Source organism: Nesterenkonia salmonea (assembly GCF_005771525.1).
In the GTDB taxonomy this organism is placed as follows: domain Bacteria; phylum Actinomycetota; class Actinomycetes; order Actinomycetales; family Micrococcaceae; genus Nesterenkonia; species Nesterenkonia salmonea.
The window spans coordinates 68418-85731 of record NZ_VAVZ01000005.1; the positions used below are offsets into that span (position 1 = coordinate 68418).

Sequence of the window (17314 nt, forward strand, 5' to 3'; positions counted from 1 at the left end):
CCTACCGGTGGGCTCGGTGTCTCAAGCGGCGTCGTCGTCATCGTTCTTGTCACGCTGTTTGCGGCGCAGATGAATGGGCGGCTCCACCGGCACCTCACCAATGTCCTGGTAGCCCTCAGGGTCAAGGTGGTAGCCACGGCGGTCGAGCCAGGCAGTGAACAATTTGAACAGCCGCTCACTGATCCAGCCCAGCACGATGGCGACGCCGATTCCCACCGCCATGGCGATGAGCATATTTCCGAAGATTGCCTCACCGAGCATTCCCAGGCCGGTCAGCCAGGTCGCCCACAGCAGTGAGGCGGCGCTGTCGATCAGCAGGAATCTGCGCAGTGAGAACTGTGTCGAACCGGCGACGAAGTTGATGGCAACACGAGCACCAGGGATGAAGCGACCGACGAAAATCAGCAGCACACCCCGCTTGTCCAGTTCGTGTCTGGCCCAGACCAGGGTTTTCTGCGGCGTGGGCTGACGCATCCACCGGAACCTGTGGGTACCGATCCAGCGGCCCAGAGTCCACGCGATGAAGTCGCCCAGCACTGCACCGCCGGCGGCAATGAGGATGACCCACAGCCAGTGCGGCGTGCCGGGAGAGTCTTGGACCGAGCCCAAGCCGACGACCAGCGTGTCCGAGGGCAGGACGGGGAAGATGCCGTCAGCCACGCAGAAGACGAACAGGCCCACCAGGGTCCACCAGCCGGAGGCGGCTGTGAGGATCAGGTCGTTGAGCTGGTCGAGTAGTTGGCCGAGTCCCATGTTTGGTGTTTCAGATGTCCGCGGCTGCGATCCGGGTCTTGATCAGGGTTGAGGGCTGAGCGTGGCTGCCCTCAGAGATGTCGATCGCCTTACGCAGCGCCTGCTCGGCTCGCTGAATGCGATGCTCCTCATCGGTGTGCAGCGTGATGAGCGGTTCTCCGGCGCGTACGGCGTCACCGGGCTTGGCGTGCAGCCTGAGACCGGCGGCGGCTTGAACCTGGTCCTCCTTGCGTGCCCGTCCAGCGCCCAGTCTCCAGGCCGCTATCCCCACCGCGTAGGCGTCCATGCGAGTCAGTGTGCCTGTCTCCGCGGCGTGGATGGTGTGCATGTGCCGAGGTTCAGGCAGCGGCGCGTCAGGGTCTCCCCCCTGAGCGGCGATCATCCCCCGCCAGGCGTCCATTGCTTTGCCGTTCTTCAGGTTTTCCTGCGGGTCCACACCGGTCAGTCCCACGCCTGCCAGCATTTCTGCAGCCAGGGCCACAGTGAGCTCGACGACGTCCGCCGGGCCCCCTCCGGCCAGCACCTCCACAGATTCTTGAATTTCCACAGCGTTGCCTGCGGTGAGACCTAAAGGGGTGTCCATATCGGTGAGCAGGGCCGTGGTGTTCACCCCAGCGTCAGCGCCCAAAGCGACCATGGTCTGAGCAAGTTCGAAGGCGTCGTCGTAGTTCTTCATAAAGGCCCCGGTGCCGACCTTCACGTCCAGGACCAAAGCGTCGGTGCCCTCAGCGATCTTCTTGGACATGATGGAACTGGCGATGAGCGGTATGGACTCTACGGTGCCTGTGACATCGCGCAGTGCGTAGAGCTTCTTATCCGCTGGAGCCAGGCCGGAGCCGGCAGCGCAGATCACAGCACCAACTGTGTCCAGCTGGTGGAGGATCTCGGCATTGGTCAGATGCGCACGCCAGCCGGGGATGGCTTCCAGCTTGTCCAGGGTGCCACCGGTATGTCCCAGCCCGCGGCCTGAGAGCTGCGGCACAGGCACCCCATAGGAGGCGACCAGTGGCGCCAGCGGCAGGGTGATCTTATCGCCGACGCCGCCGGTGGAGTGCTTATCTGCTGTGAGCCGCCGGCCACCTTCTGGCCTGGTCAGGGAACTGAAGTTCATCCGATCCCCGGTGCCGATCATTGCAGCGGTCCACTGCCGGATCTCCGCTCGGTTCATCCCGCGCAGCAGGATCGCCATGGCGAGGGCACTCATCTGTTCCTCCGCGACGGTGCCATCGGTGTAGGCGTTGATCAGCCAGTCGATCTGTTCCTGGTTCAGGGTGCCGCCATCACGTTTGGTGCGGATGAGGTCGACGACGTCATGTGACGGGCTCACGGAGCCACCTTTCCTAGGTCTGCGGGGCCGAAAGCCTGCGGCAGGATGCCCTCCATGTTCGTGATTCCTTCAGGGGTCAAGATCTGGAACGTTTCTGCGGCGAACTCGTTGAGCAGTTGGCGGCAGCGCCCGCAGGGCATGATGGTCTCCCCGTTGGCGTTGACGCAGGTGAAGGCGGCGATCTGGCCCCCGCCGGTGAGGTGAAGCTGGCCGACCAGTGTGTTCTCAGCGCACTGGCCGACGCCGTAGGAGGCGTTCTCCACATTGCAGCCGGTGATGAGCCGACCGTCTGTGGTCAGCGCAGCTGCCCCCACTTGATACTGCGAGTAGGGAGCGTATGCGCGGCTCCGGGCGTGGTTTGCGGCGGCAGTGAGCACACTGAAATCGACGTCGTCAGCCATGGAGTAATCCTAAGCGTTGGCGGAGAGGCAGATGTGGGCCACTTCCGCCATCACTCTGACGCCTATTGCGATGGCGCGCTCATCCGGGATGTAGTCTCCCCTGTGCAAATCGTAGGCTTCCCCTCCTGGGGTCATGGTGCCGAGTCGGAACATGGAGCCAGGAACCTCCTGGGTCATCCAGCCGAAGTCCTCACCGCCCATGGACTGCTCCGCGAGAGTCAGACTCGATTCCCCGAGGGCCTTCTTCGCGGCCCGGTCGATGATTCCGGTGCAGTCTTCGTCATTGACCACAGGCGGCACGCCTCGCACGTGGTCGAGGGTGACGCTGACCCCGTACGCGGCAGCGGCCTGCTCGACGATGGGAACCAGCACTCCCCCGGCCTCTTTCCACGCATCGGCGTCAAGTATGCGCATGGTGCCGTGCAGCGCCCCGTTGGAGGGTATGGCGTTGGCAGCGTTTCCGGCGCTGATATGTCCCCAAACCAAGGAGACTCCGCTGCGGACGTCGATCCGTCTGGCCAGGATGGCGGGGACACTGGTGGCGATATGCCCCAGCGCTCCGATGACGTCTTCGGTCAGGTGCGGCCGTGAAGTGTGGCCGCCGCGGCCCGTGACCTCGACCCGCACCAGGTCCGATGCCGAGGTGATGGGACCGATCCGGGTGCCGACTGAACCGACGGTGAGCTTGGGGTCGGCGTGCAGGGCGAAGATCCGAGGCACGTCCCGGAGCACACCCTGCCTCACGATCTCTTGGGCACCACCGGGAAAGTGCTCTTCAGCCGGCTGAAAGATGATGCGGATGCGGCACGCGAGTCCTTGGTCGCCGCCAGTCTGTGATGACCGTTGTGTGTGCAACCGCTGGAGGGTCCATGCCAGGCCCATCATGACTGTGGTGTGCAGGTCGTGGCCGCAGGAGTGCGCTACTCCCGTGTTCTGCGAGGCGTAGTCGAGTCCGGTGGTTTCAGTGATGGGCAGTGCGTCGATGTCACCCCGAAAAGCAGCGGCGATCGGGGCATCCGCTGGCCCGACATCCACATAACATCCGGTGGTCTCCGGCAGCAGCTGAGGTTCCAGACCGGCCTCACGCAGGTGGGCCGCGATACTCGCTGTGGTGCGTTTTTCTTTCCAGGACAACTCCGGATGGGCGTGGAGGTCTCTGCGGAAGGAGATCAGGTCACTTTCCAGTTCTGCCACGAGGTCTGCTGTGGCAGTGGCTGGCGCGGTGAGGCGCGTGACTTCGGCGTCGACACGTGCTGTGGTTTCCCGCCCGGTTGCCTCCGCATCAGAGGACATCGGAGTCTCCTTTCGCTTTGAGCGCTTCAACCGCCTGTTTCACGCTCTGCGCGTGATCGGTGGTGGTCACCAGAAGTGCGTCCTCAGTGTCGACCACCACAATGTCTTTGACACCGATCAGTGCCACCACGCGTTGAGTTTCGGACACGACGACGCCGGATGAGTCCTCGGAATACACTCTCGGTTTTTTGCCGAGGACTGTCATGTTCTCCTGCTGAGCCGCCGGGTTGAGCCGCGCTATGGCCGCGAAGTCACCGACGTCGTCCCAGGTGAAGTTCCCTGGGATGACGGCCACATCTCCGGCATCAGCAGCCGGTTCGGCGACCGCGTAGTCAATGGCCGTCTTGGGCAGGGTGGGCCAGACGCGGGCGAGTGTCTCCGCCTGGTGGTCGGTGCCCCACGCGGCCGCGATTTCGGTCAGTCCCGCGTGAAGCTCCGGTTCGGCGGCTGCCAGGTGATCAAGCAGCAAGGAGACTGGCGCGACGAACATCCCGGCATTCCAGAGGTAGTCTCCGCTGGCCACATATTCCTGCGCGATCTGTTCTCCCGGCTTTTCCACAAACTCGATCACGTGGTGTGCGTCGGGGGCATCTGCCACCTGGTACTTCTCACCGGTGCGGATGTACCCGAACCCGGTGGAGGGGTGCGTGGGCTTGATGCCGATGGTCACAATCTTGTCGGTGGCGGCAGTGACCACAGCTTGTCCGACCGCATCACGGAAGATCTGCACTGGTGCGATCACATGATCGGCTGCAAAAGACCCCATGATGGTCCCCGCAGAACCGGTGCGTCCGGCGGCTACATCGCGGGAGTGAAGTATGGCGGCGGCCAATCCAATGGCCGCTGCAGAGTCTTTGGGTTCGGGCTCGAGGACCAGATCCTCCAAGTTGAGCTCTGGAATCTGGCCGAGCACCGCCTCGCCGTGGGCCTCTCCGGTCACTACCATGACTGAGTGCCCGGAGAGGGGAAGCAGTCGTTCATAGGTGGATCGGATGAGCGTCGTTCCCGCTCCGGTCAGGTCGTGCAGAAACTTGGGTGCGCCTGCGCGGGACAGCGGCCACAGTCTTGTTCCCACACCACCTGCGGGGATCACTGCGTGGAATCGATCCAGTGCTGATGGGGGGATACTGGCCTGTGTGGAGTTGGAGCTGGAAGTCACTCGACCTAGCGTATCCCCTGAGCCGGATCTCACTGAGTACCCTGTGAAACAGGTCATGACGAAATGGCGGCACATCTGGCGGGGAGCTTTTAGCGGCGTCGATACCACAACAGGCTGACGTGGGCCATTATACGACAACCCGAAGCAGAGGACTTTTCTACAACGTGTAGAAAACAAAGCTGCACCTCGAAAGATTAGGATGGGGCTCAGTGCCATGCGACGACGCTGGAAAGGTAACTGAACGTGACGCAGACAAAAAGCACCTCCGGTGGACGGGGGACGCTCTACAGAGGCCGCGAAGGTATGTGGTCCTGGGTTGGGCACCGCATCACCGGTGTCGGAATCTTCTTCTTTCTTCTAGTCCATGTACTGGACACCTCGCTGGTCCGCGTCTCGCCTGAGGCTTATGACGCGGTCATCGGCGCATATAAACACCCCATCATGATCATGGGAGAGATCGGCCTGGTGGGCGCCATCGTCTTCCACGCATTCAACGGTCTGCGCATTATTCTGGTGGACTTCTGGAAGCAGGGCACCCGGTATCACCGCCAGATGCTTTGGGCCGTCATGATCCTGTGGTTCGTGACAATGGTGGCGTTCTCAATCCGCCATCTGATGATCTTTTTCGAAGGCTGGGAGGGTTTCTGAGATGACCACCACGAACTCTGAAGCGGTACTCCCAGCGCAGGGCATTGAAGCCCCCCGCTCGGGACGGATCGACCCCAAGTACCTTCGCTCCAACCCCTCGTCTGGCTCCTTTGAAATGGTCGCTTGGGTGTTTATGCGAGTCTCAGGTGCGGCACTTGTGGTGCTCATCTTCGTACACCTGTTCTCCAACCTCATGGTCGGGGAAGGCATCCACCAGATCGACTTCGCATTCGTAGCCGGCAAATGGGCCAATCCCGTCTGGCAGTTCTGGGATCTCACCATGCTGTGGCTGGCTATGCTCCACGGCACTAATGGCATGCGCACCATCATCAACGACTACGCGGAAAAAGATTCGACGCGGCTCTGGCTGAAGTCGATCCTTTACTCGGCTACTGCGGTCATCATCATTCTGGGCACCCTGGTGATCTTCACCTTCGAGCCCTGCCTGGTCGACGACGCCGGGAACCTGATGGACTACGCACCGTCGTTCTGCGAGAGCGTCGTCAACTAGAGCACGACGACGCCCCCGCACCGCACGCACCCACACGCACCAAGAGAAAAGAGCCGAACAGAACATGCAGGTTCATAAGTACGACGTTGTGATCGTCGGCGCCGGCGGCGCAGGGATGCGCGCCGCCATCGAGTCAGGTCAGCGCGCGCACACTGCGGTGCTGACCAAGCTTTACCCGACCCGCTCGCACACAGGAGCCGCCCAAGGCGGTATGTGTGCAGCGCTGGCGAATGTTGAAGAAGACAACTGGGAGTGGCACACTTTCGACACTGTCAAAGGTGGCGACTACCTCGTCGACCAGGACGCCGCCGAGGTCATGGCCAAAGAGGCCATCGACGCGGTCTTGGACCTGGAGAAGATGGGGCTCCCCTTCAACCGGACGCCCGAAGGCAAGATTGATCAAAGGCGCTTCGGCGGACACACCCGCGATCACGGCAAGGCCGCCGTGCGCAGGGCGTGCTATGCCGCAGACCGCACCGGTCACATGATCCTGCAGACGCTCTACCAAAACTGCGTCAAGCACAATGTTGAGTTCTACAACGAGTACTACGTTCTGGACCTCATCACCGTGGAAGAGGATGCGACCCGGGAAGACGGAAGCACCTATAAGCAGAAGCGCGTGGCAGGCGTCGTCACCTACGACCTCGCTTCCGGCGAGCTGCACATCTTCCAGGCCAAGTCCGTCGTGTTCGCCACAGGCGGCCTGGGCAAGATCTTCAAGACGACGTCCAACGCTCACACGCTGACAGCTGATGGCATGGCCATCGCCTACCGTGCAGGTATTCCACTTGAGGACATGGAGTTCGTCCAGTTCCACCCCACCGGACTAGCGGGCCTGGGCGTGCTGCTCTCCGAAGCGGCCCGTGGCGAAGGCGGCATTCTGCGCAATAGTGAGGGTGAGCGTTTCATGGAGCGATACGCCCCCACCATCAAGGACCTCGCACCCCGGGATATCGTGGCTCGTGCCATGTCCCAGGAGGTCCGCGAAGGCCGCGGCGCAGGCCCCAATAAGGACTACGTGTACCTGGACCTCACGCACCTCGAGCCCGAACACATCGACGCCAAACTGCCGGACATCACCGAGTTCGCCCGCACGTACCTGGCAGTGGAACCTCATACTGAGCCTGTCCCAGTGTTCCCCACCTGCCACTACGCCATGGGCGGTGTCCCGACCAATATCAAGGCGGAGGTGCTCCAGGACAACGACACCGTGGTCCCTGGACTCTACGCTGCCGGCGAGGTGGCGTGCGTGTCAGTTCACGGGTCCAACCGCCTGGGTACCAACTCGCTGCTCGACATCAATGTCTTCGGCAAGCGCGCTGGTCTCTACGCGGCCGAGTACGCCAACAGCGCTGAGTTCGTCGAACTTCCGGAGGCCCCGGAAACCTTCGTCACCGAGCAACTGGATATGCTGCGCAACTCCACCGGAGAACAACGCGTCGCCACCATCCGCGCTGAACTCCAAGACACGATGGACCTCAATATGCAGGTCTTCCGGTCCGAGGAAAGCATCAGAGAAGCTCTGGATAAGATCTACGAGCTCAAGGCGCGTTACCAGCAGATCACTGTTCAGGACAAGGGCAAACGCTTCAACCTGGACCTGTTGGAAGCCCTCGAACTCGGTTTCCTGCTGGACATGGCTGAGGTGATGACAGTCTCCGCTATGCACCGGAAGGAGTCCCGTGGTGGTCACTACCGCGAGGACTATCCTGACCGCGATGACGAGAACTTTATGCTGCATTCGATGCTGTACAAGGATCCCGACTTTGTGACCGAAGGGGTCGAGGGTATTCGCTTCGACACCAAACCGGTCACCTTCACCCGCTACGAGCCGATGGAGCGTAAGTACTGATGAGCACTCCCACTGTTGAGAAAGAACCCGCTTCCAAGATCGACCTCGCTGATTCCGGCGAGGCTGGCGCGGTGCAGGAATTTAATATCACCCTGAAAGTCCGGCGCTACGATCCTGAACGTGCTGAGGATGCCTGGTGGGACGAATGGGAACTCACCATGTTCGGCACTGACCGTGTCCTGGACGCCCTCCACCGGGTCAAATGGGAAGTCGATGGCACGCTGACGTTCCGCCGCTCCTGCGCACACGGTATCTGCGGCTCAGACGCTATGCGGATCAACGGACGCAACCGGCTGGCCTGCAAAACGCTGCTGAAGGATCTGGACACCTCCAAGCCCATTGTGGTCGAAGCGATCAAGGGCCTTCCCGTAGAGAAGGATCTGATCGTGGACATGGAGCCGTTCTTCCAGTCCTACCGGGAGATCATGCCCTTCATGATTAACAACTCCCCTGCCCCGACTGCCGAGCGTGTGCAGTCGCCAGAGGAGCGGGAACGCTTCGATGACACCACCAAGTGCATTCTGTGTGCAGCATGCACCAGCTCCTGCCCGGTGTTCTGGACCGACGGCCAGTACTTTGGTCCTGCGGCGATCGTGAACGCCCACCGCTTCATCTTCGACTCCCGTGATGACGCCGGAGATATGCGCCTGGAGATCCTCAACGACAAGGAAGGCGTGTGGCGCTGCCGCACCACCTTCAACTGCTCTGAGGCGTGCCCCCGAGGCATCGAGGTCACCAAGGCTATCCAAGAGGTCAAGACCGCGATTCTCACTCGATCTATGTGAGGTTCTCCTGCAGAAGGAGGGGCCCACTGCTTTGCGCGGTGGGCCCCTCCTTCTGCGTTCAGCTCCGGACAGCCTGGTCCGAGGCCACAATTGCACCCCAGCTGGCGGCCATAAGGTAGACCAAGCTGAACAGATAGAAGTAGAAGAACAGGCCCAGCACGGTGGCGAAGGGCAGCAGGACATCATTGGAGGTCGCATTCGAGATGAGCTGAGTAGACAGCTGCCTCAACAGCGAGGACCCGACACCGGCGATGATCGCAACTTGCCACAGGGCCGCGACCGGGATCACTATGCGCGAGGCTACGCGCATCACCAGGATGGCAACCAGAACGTCCAAGACAAAGGACACACCGATAGCCGCCAGTCGTGTGACCGGGCCGTCTAGAGCCTCCCAACCAAGGAATCCCAGGGTCGCATCAAGTGACACCGTGGTAATCAAGTTGGCGGCTGTCGTCGCCGCCAAGACGGCACCTAGAACGAGCATGATGAGAAAGTCTCGGGCCTTCACCACCCAGATGTATTCGGCCATGAGTGGCCGGTCGAAGATACTGCGAATTCCAGACCGCAACCCGTGGATCCAGCTCAGTGAGGCTACTATCGCGACCAACAGTGACACCACCAGAGCAGTATTGAAGCCTGCTGTATCGAAGAGCTGATCTGGGCGGGCCAACCCCCCATCGCCAGTATCGATCACTCCCGGCACAGCCGTTTCAACAGCCTCGACAATGAAGGCCTGCAGCTCTTCATCTCCACTGATCACAAGACCAGCCACTGAGAAGCCTGCAACAAGCATTGCGGACACGGAGAAGAACATCATGTACGCGGCGCCGGCGGCCATCACCGTGCCGTAGTGGAAGAAGAAGAGGTTCAGTGACCGCATCGCACGAGTACGATTCAGCCTAGTGAGCCACCATTCCAGCATCGGAACAAACAGGGCAGTGCCGCTTCGACCTTCTCGTTTCGCTCTCCCATAGGCCATCCGCGCTTGGAGCTCTTCACGCTTGAGCAGGTCATGATCTACCGGGTTATTTCGGGGCTTGACCTCATGGCTGTCGTCGAACTTCTCAACTCGTGCTTTGGCCGCATCAAGAATGGCACCGGTGTTCCCTCGTTGGTGCCCGCGGCGTGCTGCTTGGTTTTGTGGCCGTAGGCGGGAACTGCGGGGCATGAGGGCTATACCGGAGCTGCGGGCAGGAAACCCACTTTGTCATAGACCTCGGCCAATGTTCCCGCCGCGGTGTGGCGTGCCTTCGCCGCGCCTTTGGACAGCAGGGCATCCAATTCACCGGGATCTGCCAGCAGCTCCTGGGTCCGGTCCCTGACCGGTCCAACAGTTGCGACGACCACTTCAGCCAGGTCCGCTTTGAGGTGTCCGTACATTTTTCCTTGGTACTCACTGACCAATTCTTGGATGGACTTTCCCGTCACGGCAGAGTAAATGCTGAGTAAGTTGGAGACTCCCGGCTTGGCCTCGCGGTCGAAACGGATCTCGGTGCCATCATCGGTCACCGCAGCCTTGATCTTCTTGGCGATCTTCTTATCAGTGTCATTGATGTTGATGAGCCCGTTCGGAGAAGATGCCGATTTGGACATCTTCACAGTCGGCTCTTGGAGGTCGTATATCCGGGCGCCTACTTCAGGGATGAATGGTTCAGGAACTCTGAACGTCTCGCCGAAGCGGTGGTTGAAGCGCTGCGCGAGATTCCGAGTCAGCTCCACATGCTGTTTCTGGTCATCACCTACGGGGACCCCATCAGGCTGGTAGAGCAGAATGTCGGCTGCCATGAGCATTGGGTAGCTCAGCAGACCGACGGAGGCGGCCTCGGTCCCCTGCTTGGCAGATTTGTCTTTGAACTGGGTCATACGAGCTGCCTCGCCCATTCCAGTGATGCAGGTCAGAACCCACGCGAGTTGGGCGTGTTCAGGCACATGGGATTGGACGAACAGTGTGGATCGATCAGGATCGATTCCTCCAGCAATGAACTGCGCGGCAGTGTTCCTGGTCCGCTCGCGCAGGAACTGCGGATCGTGCGGCACAGTGATCCCATGAAGGTCCGGGATGAAGAAGAAGGACTCATACTGCTCCTGGGTCTTCACCCAATTGACCAGTGCCCCCACGTAGTTACCCAGGTGCAGTGATTCCCCTGATGGCTGCATACCGGAAATCACCCGAGCACCAGCTTCGGGAGCCTTTCGAGTGGTGCCCTGCTGCTCAGTGGTGGAGGCGGCGTCGTCTGTCACGGAGAGATCCTTGTCCTGTTCAGTTCGGGGCGAGTCTGCGGTCATTCTATGGCCCTGGTGAAAACCACCAAAGTTCTGGTGCTCCACCTGAAGATCCATGACTCTGAACGTCAGCTGGAATCACGCTAGAGTTACACCGAACCAACGGCATGTTGGGTACGCAGGGCCCCTCAGGGTTGATACATACGCAGGAGGAACGGTGACACCACTCTATTCATTTGCTCGGCGCCCGGGCAGGACCGCAGCACTAGGTATCGGAACTGCAGGGCTTCTGGTCCTGACCAGCTGCGGCGACGATGACGAGCCGCCACCACTGGATGAGCTCGCGGAGAACATTCTGGAATCGGTTCAGGAAGCGGATTCCTTCACGGTTCTCAGCGACGGTGACTGGGATGCGGCCTTCGCATCTGATCCTATGCTCGATGACATGGACGTTGATGAAGACGACCAGGAAGTTCTCGTCCACTTCACCGAGGGTGGGGACCGCGTCTTCATGCAAGCTCATGTGCTTGATGTGGAATGGGACATGCTGTTCCTGCGTCCTGAAGCAACAGCGTACATGCCAGTCTCAGCGTTCGTGGACCTTATGGAGTTCGGCGCAGAGGCTGAAGGGGACGACATCAGCTCCTTCATTGACGTAGACGGCTTCCGCGAAGAGGCCGGTGACCGTTGGTTGATCATTGAGGACATTCCCGCCTCGGACATGGAAGAGCTGGAAATCGAGGGTTTGCTGTCCGAGTACGGCTTCGACGACGCCTCAAGCCTGGCTGAGCAGTTCTCCAATGAAGGCGAACTTCAGGAGCGCGACGGCACCGAAGTGTGGGTCTACGACGGTGAAGACGAGGCCGAGCTCGTGGTCTTGGCCGACTCAGAGGAGCCATACTTTGTGGAGCTGACCTACTACGACGACGATCTGCTCGTCACCGAGCACTACTCGAACTGGAATGAAGCTCCGGAAACTGAAGAGCCTTCCCAAGACGACGCCATGACTGAGCAGGAGCTGGAAGAGCTCCTGATGAACTACATCGACTTCTAGCAACGCACTAGGCGATCCCGGAGGTTCGCGGTCTCAGCTGAGCTCGACAGTGAACTTCCGGGTCGTCAGTTCCTCCAGCATGGAGGTTTTTACCTCATAGCCCAGGCCAGGCGTGGTGGGCACTTCGATCTGACCATCGTTCATGGTCACTTCAGGGGAAATGATGTCTTCGTGCCAGTAGCGGGCAGAGGGTGCCGTATCGCCAGGAAGGGTGAATCCGGCCAGGCTGGCGATGGCCACGTTATGCGCCCGACCAATTCCCGTCTCCAGCATCCCACCGCACCAGGCGTCCACTCCAGCATTGCGGCAGAGCTTCTCAATCTTGAGGGCTTCAGCGATTCCTCCGACGCGGCCGATCTTGATGTTGATGATCTTGCCAGAGCCAAGCTCCAAGGCTTTGCGTGCGTCGTCGACTGAGTGAATGGACTCGTCAAGGCATATGGGGGTCCTGATGGCTGCCTGCAGATGCCGGTGGTCGACTATGTCATCGTGCCCTAGTGGCTGTTCGATCATCATGAGGTCTAGGTCATCCAGCGCTGTGAACAGATCACGGTCATTGAGGGTGTACGCGGAATTAGCATCGACCATGATGGGAGTCTCCGGGAACTCCCGCCGTACCGCGCGCATCATGTCAAGGTCCCGACCCGGAGCGATCTTGATTTTGATCCGTCGGTACCCGGCGTTGACGGCGTCGCCCACAGCCTCAATGAGCTCCGCGTCGGTGGGCTTGATGCCGATGCTCAGGCCGACATCTACCCGGCTCTTGGTACCCTTCAAGGCTTCTGCCAGAGAGATGCCTTGTTGCTTGGCCCACAGATCCCATACTGCGCCCTCTATGGACGCTTTGGCCATGTTGTTCCGTTTGATGGGCGCCAGTAGCCGGCTGATGTCTTCTGGATGATTCACATCAGCGTTCTGCAGCCGCGGCAGAATATACTCGGCCAGGGCTACCTCACACGTGCTGGTGGCCTCTTCGGAGTAGGTGGGTTCGGCTCCCGCCACGCATTCCCCGTAGCCGACCGTGCCGGCGTCGTCGTGGGCTTCCACGATCAACAGGTCTCTGTGAGTCTGAGTCCCGAAGCTTGTGGTGAACGGAGTGCGCATCTCAAGGGTCAACCGGCGCACCGTGATAGATGTGAGGTTCATAATCGAGGGCCAATCACTCTGCACTGTTGGAGGACCGGGGCAGTTTGTAGTCGACCACGAGCGGGGCGTGGTCGGACCAGCGCAGCGAGTAGTCGGCCGCACGGTCCACCGTGGGATTGGCAGCCCACTCGGCGAGGGCGGGGGTCGCCATGTGGTAGTCGATGCGCCAGCCGGTGTCATTGTCAAAGGCTTTTCCGCGGTAGGACCACCATGTGTAGGGGCCATCAACTTCCCCCGCGAGCGACCGAGCCACATCAACGTAACCGGCGTCGCCGAAGAATGTGTCGAAGAAGGCCCGCTCCTCAGGGAGGAACCCGGAGTTCTTGACGTTGCCCTTCCAGTTCTTGATGTCCAACTCCGTATGGCCCACATTGAGGTCGCCCAGAACCAGCACGTGATCTGAGCGTTCAGCGAGTTGGGGCAGGTAGTCCACCATGTCTTGCAGAAAGCGCATCTTGTTCTCTTGGCGGGTGGTTCCGACCTCCCCGGAGTGGACATAGACGCTGACCACTGTGAGTGTGCTTCCGTCGCCAAGTTCGTAGTCAGCTTCGATCCAACGGCCGTCGTCTTCTGGGTGCCCTTCACCGATTCTCGTTCGGGTCTCGATCGGGGCCTGCCGGGAGAGGATGGCCACTCCAGCCCGGCCCTTGTCTGCCGCTTCGTGCTCGTGGATATGCCACTGTGACTGCGGGTGGTGCGCCCCTGCCTGCTCGGCGAAGTCGGCCACCAGCTTGCTGAGAATATCCGGGGAGGCACGCACCTCCTGCAGGGCCAAAATATCTATCTCACGGGAGGCCAACCATTCGCCCATCCCCTTGCGTGCAGCCGCCCGGATGCCATTGACGTTGACGGAGGCGATCCTGGTCATCTCTGCGGATTTGGGGTCCACAATCCGGTGCGGGTGCTCTTCAGACTCGCTCACTGGGTCTCCTTAGCGGTTGTCAGGCGTTTGTTGGGGATTCAGGTTCCTCTAGGAGCCTGAATCCCCAACACGGCAATGAAAAATGCTTTAGCGCACGACGTCGCCTTTGATAGTTTCGCCGTTGCCGTCGTCGTTCTGGTCCCGGTTTTTCTTTTTGCGACCCACGTGCTCGGCGAGCATATCGCGGCCGTTGTGAGCAGTAATCTCCAGAGTTTCCAGGGCACGATCCACCATCTCGGTGTCAGCCTCTTGGCCTTTGGCCAGCTCCTGCTTAATGACCCTGGCTTGGACCTGAACGATTTTGAAGGAGTGGTCCAATTTCAAATTCCGGGTGTGGGTGTCCTCATCCACCACTGCAGTGCCACCGGATCGGGGACCGCGCTGAGCTGCGACGTCTGCCCTGGCGGAGTCGACTGCTTGGCCGAACTTCTTCGCGCTGCGGGAGAACGCAGTAACCACCACGGTGGCCAGCAGCAACCAGCCGCCGGCGATCACCACGAGAATCCATCCGATGATGTCGTTCTCATTGGCGGCGAAGATCAACGCGACCAGGAGAACGGTGATCATCACCGCGAAGACGATACTGGTGCCTCTGCGGCCTGCGTTGCGCAAGGCTTCATGCGCTCTATGGGGGGAGGGAAGAGAATTGCTCACAAAGCACCATTGTTCCAGACTGCAGGGATAAGATCGAAAGGCCCCCAACGCAAACCCGAGGAGCTTCACGTGACAGAACTGCCGGAAACCATGAGCGCTGATACCGCTGATCGCACCACCTGGATGCGGCGGTACACCCTGGATCCTGCGCTGGCTGAAGAGTTTGTCGAATTCCTGACCAAAGAGGTGTTCCCTGCCCGTGAGGGCCGTGGCTTCACAGTGGAGTCTGTCTGGTTGGACAGTGAGAAGTCCCAGCTGACCTGGTTCGTTTCCCGACTGGGAGATTCGGCGGAGTTCGCCGCAGCGGAGCGGGCCTGGGAGGAATCCGAGGAGCGTGCTGAGATTTTCGCTGGCAAGCCGAAGTATGTGACGGACAAAGATGTCCGTGAAGTCACCCGTCTGCGGTAAACGCGGCGCCTGAACCGATCCTGCGCTCGGCTGCGGCTCGTCGGGCTGCACCCACTGCGGCAGCGACGGCGGTGAGCATGATTCCGGCAATCACCAGTGCGGCAACCAGCATGGCCGTTTGATGGTCTCCCCCTGGGAGGACCATAAAGTACACCGCGGTGACGACGGCCAGGCCGATTGCTGTGACGACGCGTTGCGCACTCTGCGCCACTCCCCCAGCTGCACCAGCCATGCTTTCGGGCACGTCCTGCATGGACAGTGTTTGGGCACTGGGGATAATCAGGGCCTGCGACAACCCGTTGACCCCCAGCGCGAGAGCCACCCAGCCGATCGAGGCCCACTCGGTGCTCTGCAGCAGCGCGGCCCCGGCGAGCACGAGCATGGAAACAAAGGCGGCGACGCTTCCGAGAATCAGCATCTGTGGGCCCACCCGCTCCACACGGCGGCCTACCTGAGAGGCCAGCAGGATGACCATGGCCGCGCTGGGCAGCATCACCAGGCCGGCGGTCAAGGCTCCGAGCCCGAGGCCTTGCTGAATGTAGATCGCCACCACAGCCCAAATGCCTGGCATGCCGGCAAAGTAGATGATGATCACTGCGGAGTTCCAGGTGTAGCTGGGCAGGGTGAAGAGCTTCAGATTGACCATAGGGGCGTCCGGGTCACGTTCTCCGAGGCGCTTCTCCCACCAGAACCAGAGGAACAGCAGGGCGAGCCCAGCAGCACCTATCGCTGCGCCCAGTAGGTTCGTGAACTGGATAACGGGCAGCATGATGCAGACGATTCCCACTGACAGCAGCCCTGCGCCCAGGGGGTCCAGTCTGAGCAGACTGCGGAAAGTCCCGGCGGATTCAGCCTTGGCAGCGTCCCGGTCTTGGAATTTGGGCAGCCAGAGGAATGCTGCGATCAGCGCCACGGCAGTGACCGGAACGTTGAGCAGGAACACCAGTCGCCAGCCGGTATCAGCAGGGGCTGCGTCAATCAGCCCGCCGCCCAGCAGCGGACCGATGGCCACGGCCACCCCGATGACTGTGCTCATGAGGCCGTAAGCGCGGCCGCGCGCCTGTCCGGTGAACAGCCGTTGGATCATCCCGATGATCTGCGGCACCAGCATGGCCGCACCTAGGCCCGCGGCAACGCGCATGGCGTTGAGCACCAAGGGGGTGGGTGAGAACGCTGCTGCCAACGAGGTGGCGGCGAAGACTGCTGTGCCTATGAGGAAGAAGCGTCTGCGTCCCCAGAGGTCTCCGGCTCTACCGGCCGGGACAAGGCCCACGCCGAAGGCCAACGCGTAGCCCGAGAGCACCCACTGGAGATCGGAGGAGGTAGCGCCGAGTCCTTCCTCAATTGCGGGCAGTGCGACCATCACTGAGGAGATGCTCATCAGCGACGCGAACAGTGGAAGCAGCAGTGCGATCAGAACGCGTGCGCTCGGCGCTTCCTCGGAGCTCTGCTGTTCCTGACTCATTTGATGCACTCTATACCGATGGGGAGGTTCCGTTGCGAAAGGCAACGAAATCCTCCCCATCGGACAGGTTCAGCGCGAAGCGTCAGCTCCGGACCTCCCGGAGGTAACGGCCAACATCCGGGCTGAACGCCAGGACCAGCCAATAGATGTTCACGCCGACCCAGAGCAGTGTGACAACGACGGTGATGATGTCGGAGGCACCACCGAAGACGAACCCACCGACGCTGACCACGGCTCCGAGCATCGCGAAGACGATGCCGACGATCCTGGCCCAGTTCTTGTTGGCCCGAAGACCGAAGAAGACCAGCAGGTAAATTGCCACTCCGATCAGGGCAATGGCTACGCTCACTCCCACGACAGCGTCAACGTAGGTTTCCAACTGGTCGCGGTCGAATGCCTGGCCCGTGGCGGACATCTGCTGTTCAAGATCGTTGATCATCTCATTTCGGTACTCCGCCGAACTGATCATGACAAAGCTGACCACCTGGTTGAACAAGAAGATAGCCAGGGACACCAGTGTGAACAGCTTGAGTTTGCGGAACTTGTCCGGCTGCTCCACCGGCCCACCGTAGGCGTTCGGGTGATAGGCCTCAGTCCCAAACTTTGAAGGGCTCTGGTCCGCATACGGGTTGTCTCCTCCGGACTGCGGTGCACCCTCTGGATTGGCTCCCCACTGCGGGTTATTGTCCTGTGGTGGGTTAGTCATTGCTCCT

General features: G+C 60.7%; 18 protein-coding genes. 6 read left to right on the forward strand and 12 right to left on the reverse strand.

The features are described from left to right. Positions 1-21 precede the first annotated feature (21 nt). Genes FEF26_RS02825 through FEF26_RS02845 form a run of 5 tightly spaced genes read right to left on the reverse strand, consistent with a single transcriptional unit; the run spans position 22 to position 4933 of the window. Positions 22-753 (reverse strand): DedA family protein, encoded by a 732-nt coding sequence (locus FEF26_RS02825; RefSeq protein ID WP_138252023.1) that lies wholly within the window; start codon positions 751-753, stop codon positions 22-24. Positions 754-763: 10 nt separating this feature from the next. After that, on the reverse strand, positions 764-2080 hold the full coding sequence (locus FEF26_RS02830; RefSeq protein WP_138252024.1) for a thymidine phosphorylase: 1317 nt from the start codon (positions 2078-2080) through the stop codon (positions 764-766). Beyond that, positions 2077-2481 carry a cytidine deaminase gene (locus FEF26_RS02835; protein ID WP_138252025.1) on the reverse strand — a complete coding sequence of 135 codons (405 nt, stop codon included), beginning with the start codon at positions 2479-2481 and terminating at the stop codon, positions 2077-2079. The genes FEF26_RS02830 and FEF26_RS02835 overlap by 4 nt, the downstream gene beginning before the upstream one ends. 9 nt (positions 2482-2490) lie before the next feature. Next, on the reverse strand, positions 2491-3774 hold the full coding sequence (locus tag FEF26_RS02840; protein WP_138252026.1) for an amidohydrolase: 1284 nt from the start codon (positions 3772-3774) through the stop codon (positions 2491-2493). Further along, a complete protein-coding gene (locus FEF26_RS02845) occupies positions 3764-4933 on the reverse strand; it encodes a mannose-1-phosphate guanylyltransferase (protein WP_243730370.1) in 1170 nt (389 codons plus the stop codon). The genes FEF26_RS02840 and FEF26_RS02845 overlap by 11 nt, the downstream gene beginning before the upstream one ends. 243 nt (positions 4934-5176) lie before the next feature. On the opposite strand from FEF26_RS02845, the gene sdhC reads away from it, so the two are divergent. The 4 genes from sdhC to FEF26_RS02865 all read left to right on the forward strand — a co-directional run bounded on the left by sdhC (position 5177) and on the right by FEF26_RS02865 (position 8729). Beyond that, a complete protein-coding gene (gene sdhC, locus FEF26_RS02850) occupies positions 5177-5581 on the forward strand; it encodes a succinate dehydrogenase, cytochrome b556 subunit (RefSeq protein WP_279536470.1) in 405 nt (134 codons plus the stop codon). 1 nt (position 5582) lies between these two features. Next, the gene (locus tag FEF26_RS02855) at positions 5583-6092 is read left to right on the forward strand and encodes a succinate dehydrogenase hydrophobic membrane anchor subunit (protein WP_138252028.1); all 510 of its coding nucleotides are present in this window, start codon (positions 5583-5585) and stop codon (positions 6090-6092) included. Between the two features lie 64 nt (positions 6093-6156). Further along, a complete protein-coding gene (sdhA, locus tag FEF26_RS02860) occupies positions 6157-7944 on the forward strand; it encodes a succinate dehydrogenase flavoprotein subunit (RefSeq protein ID WP_138252029.1) in 1788 nt (595 codons plus the stop codon). Then, positions 7944-8729, forward strand: coding sequence for a succinate dehydrogenase iron-sulfur subunit (locus FEF26_RS02865; protein ID WP_138252030.1), 786 nt, complete (start codon positions 7944-7946; stop codon positions 8727-8729). The genes sdhA and FEF26_RS02865 overlap by 1 nt, the downstream gene beginning before the upstream one ends. 58 nt (positions 8730-8787) lie before the next feature. On the opposite strand, the gene FEF26_RS02870 is transcribed toward FEF26_RS02865, so the two are convergent. Together FEF26_RS02870 and trpS are read right to left on the reverse strand one after the other, a co-directional pair. Continuing rightward, positions 8788-9897, reverse strand: coding sequence for a YihY/virulence factor BrkB family protein (locus tag FEF26_RS02870; protein WP_138252031.1), 1110 nt, complete (start codon positions 9895-9897; stop codon positions 8788-8790). 5 nt (positions 9898-9902) lie between these two features. Beyond that, entirely contained in the window at positions 9903-11015 is a 1113-nt protein-coding gene (gene trpS / locus FEF26_RS02875; protein ID WP_138252032.1) for a tryptophan--tRNA ligase, read from the reverse strand. A gap of 154 nt (positions 11016-11169) precedes the next feature. Between trpS and FEF26_RS02880 the strand changes: the two genes are divergently transcribed. After that, positions 11170-12006, forward strand: a complete 837-nt coding sequence (locus tag FEF26_RS02880) for a hypothetical protein (RefSeq protein ID WP_138252033.1) — start codon at positions 11170-11172, stop codon at positions 12004-12006. Between the two features lie 33 nt (positions 12007-12039). Here FEF26_RS02880 and menC read toward each other — a convergent pair whose 3' ends face one another. The 3 genes from menC to FEF26_RS02895 form a co-directional block, all read right to left on the reverse strand. Next, positions 12040-13152 (reverse strand): o-succinylbenzoate synthase, encoded by a 1113-nt coding sequence (gene menC / locus FEF26_RS02885; protein ID WP_138252034.1) that lies wholly within the window; start codon positions 13150-13152, stop codon positions 12040-12042. A gap of 13 nt (positions 13153-13165) precedes the next feature. Then, positions 13166-14020, reverse strand: coding sequence for an exodeoxyribonuclease III (locus FEF26_RS02890; RefSeq protein WP_138252071.1), 855 nt, complete (start codon positions 14018-14020; stop codon positions 13166-13168). Between the two features lie 141 nt (positions 14021-14161). Further along, positions 14162-14728, reverse strand: coding sequence for a hypothetical protein (locus FEF26_RS02895; RefSeq protein WP_208012831.1), 567 nt, complete (start codon positions 14726-14728; stop codon positions 14162-14164). Between the two features lie 69 nt (positions 14729-14797). Here FEF26_RS02895 and FEF26_RS02900 point away from each other — a divergent pair, with 69 nt between their 5' ends. Continuing rightward, positions 14798-15136 (forward strand): hypothetical protein, encoded by a 339-nt coding sequence (locus tag FEF26_RS02900; protein WP_138252035.1) that lies wholly within the window; start codon positions 14798-14800, stop codon positions 15134-15136. Here the strand turns inward: FEF26_RS02900 and FEF26_RS02905 are convergent. Together FEF26_RS02905 and FEF26_RS02910 are read right to left on the reverse strand one after the other, a co-directional pair. Then, positions 15120-16601, reverse strand: a complete 1482-nt coding sequence (locus FEF26_RS02905; protein WP_166432891.1) for an MFS transporter — start codon at positions 16599-16601, stop codon at positions 15120-15122. The two genes, FEF26_RS02900 and FEF26_RS02905, sit on opposite strands and share 17 nt — an antisense overlap. Positions 16602-16683: 82 nt before the next feature. Further along, on the reverse strand, positions 16684-17307 hold the full coding sequence (locus tag FEF26_RS02910) for a hypothetical protein (RefSeq protein WP_138252037.1): 624 nt from the start codon (positions 17305-17307) through the stop codon (positions 16684-16686). Positions 17308-17314: the final 7 nt, after the last annotated feature.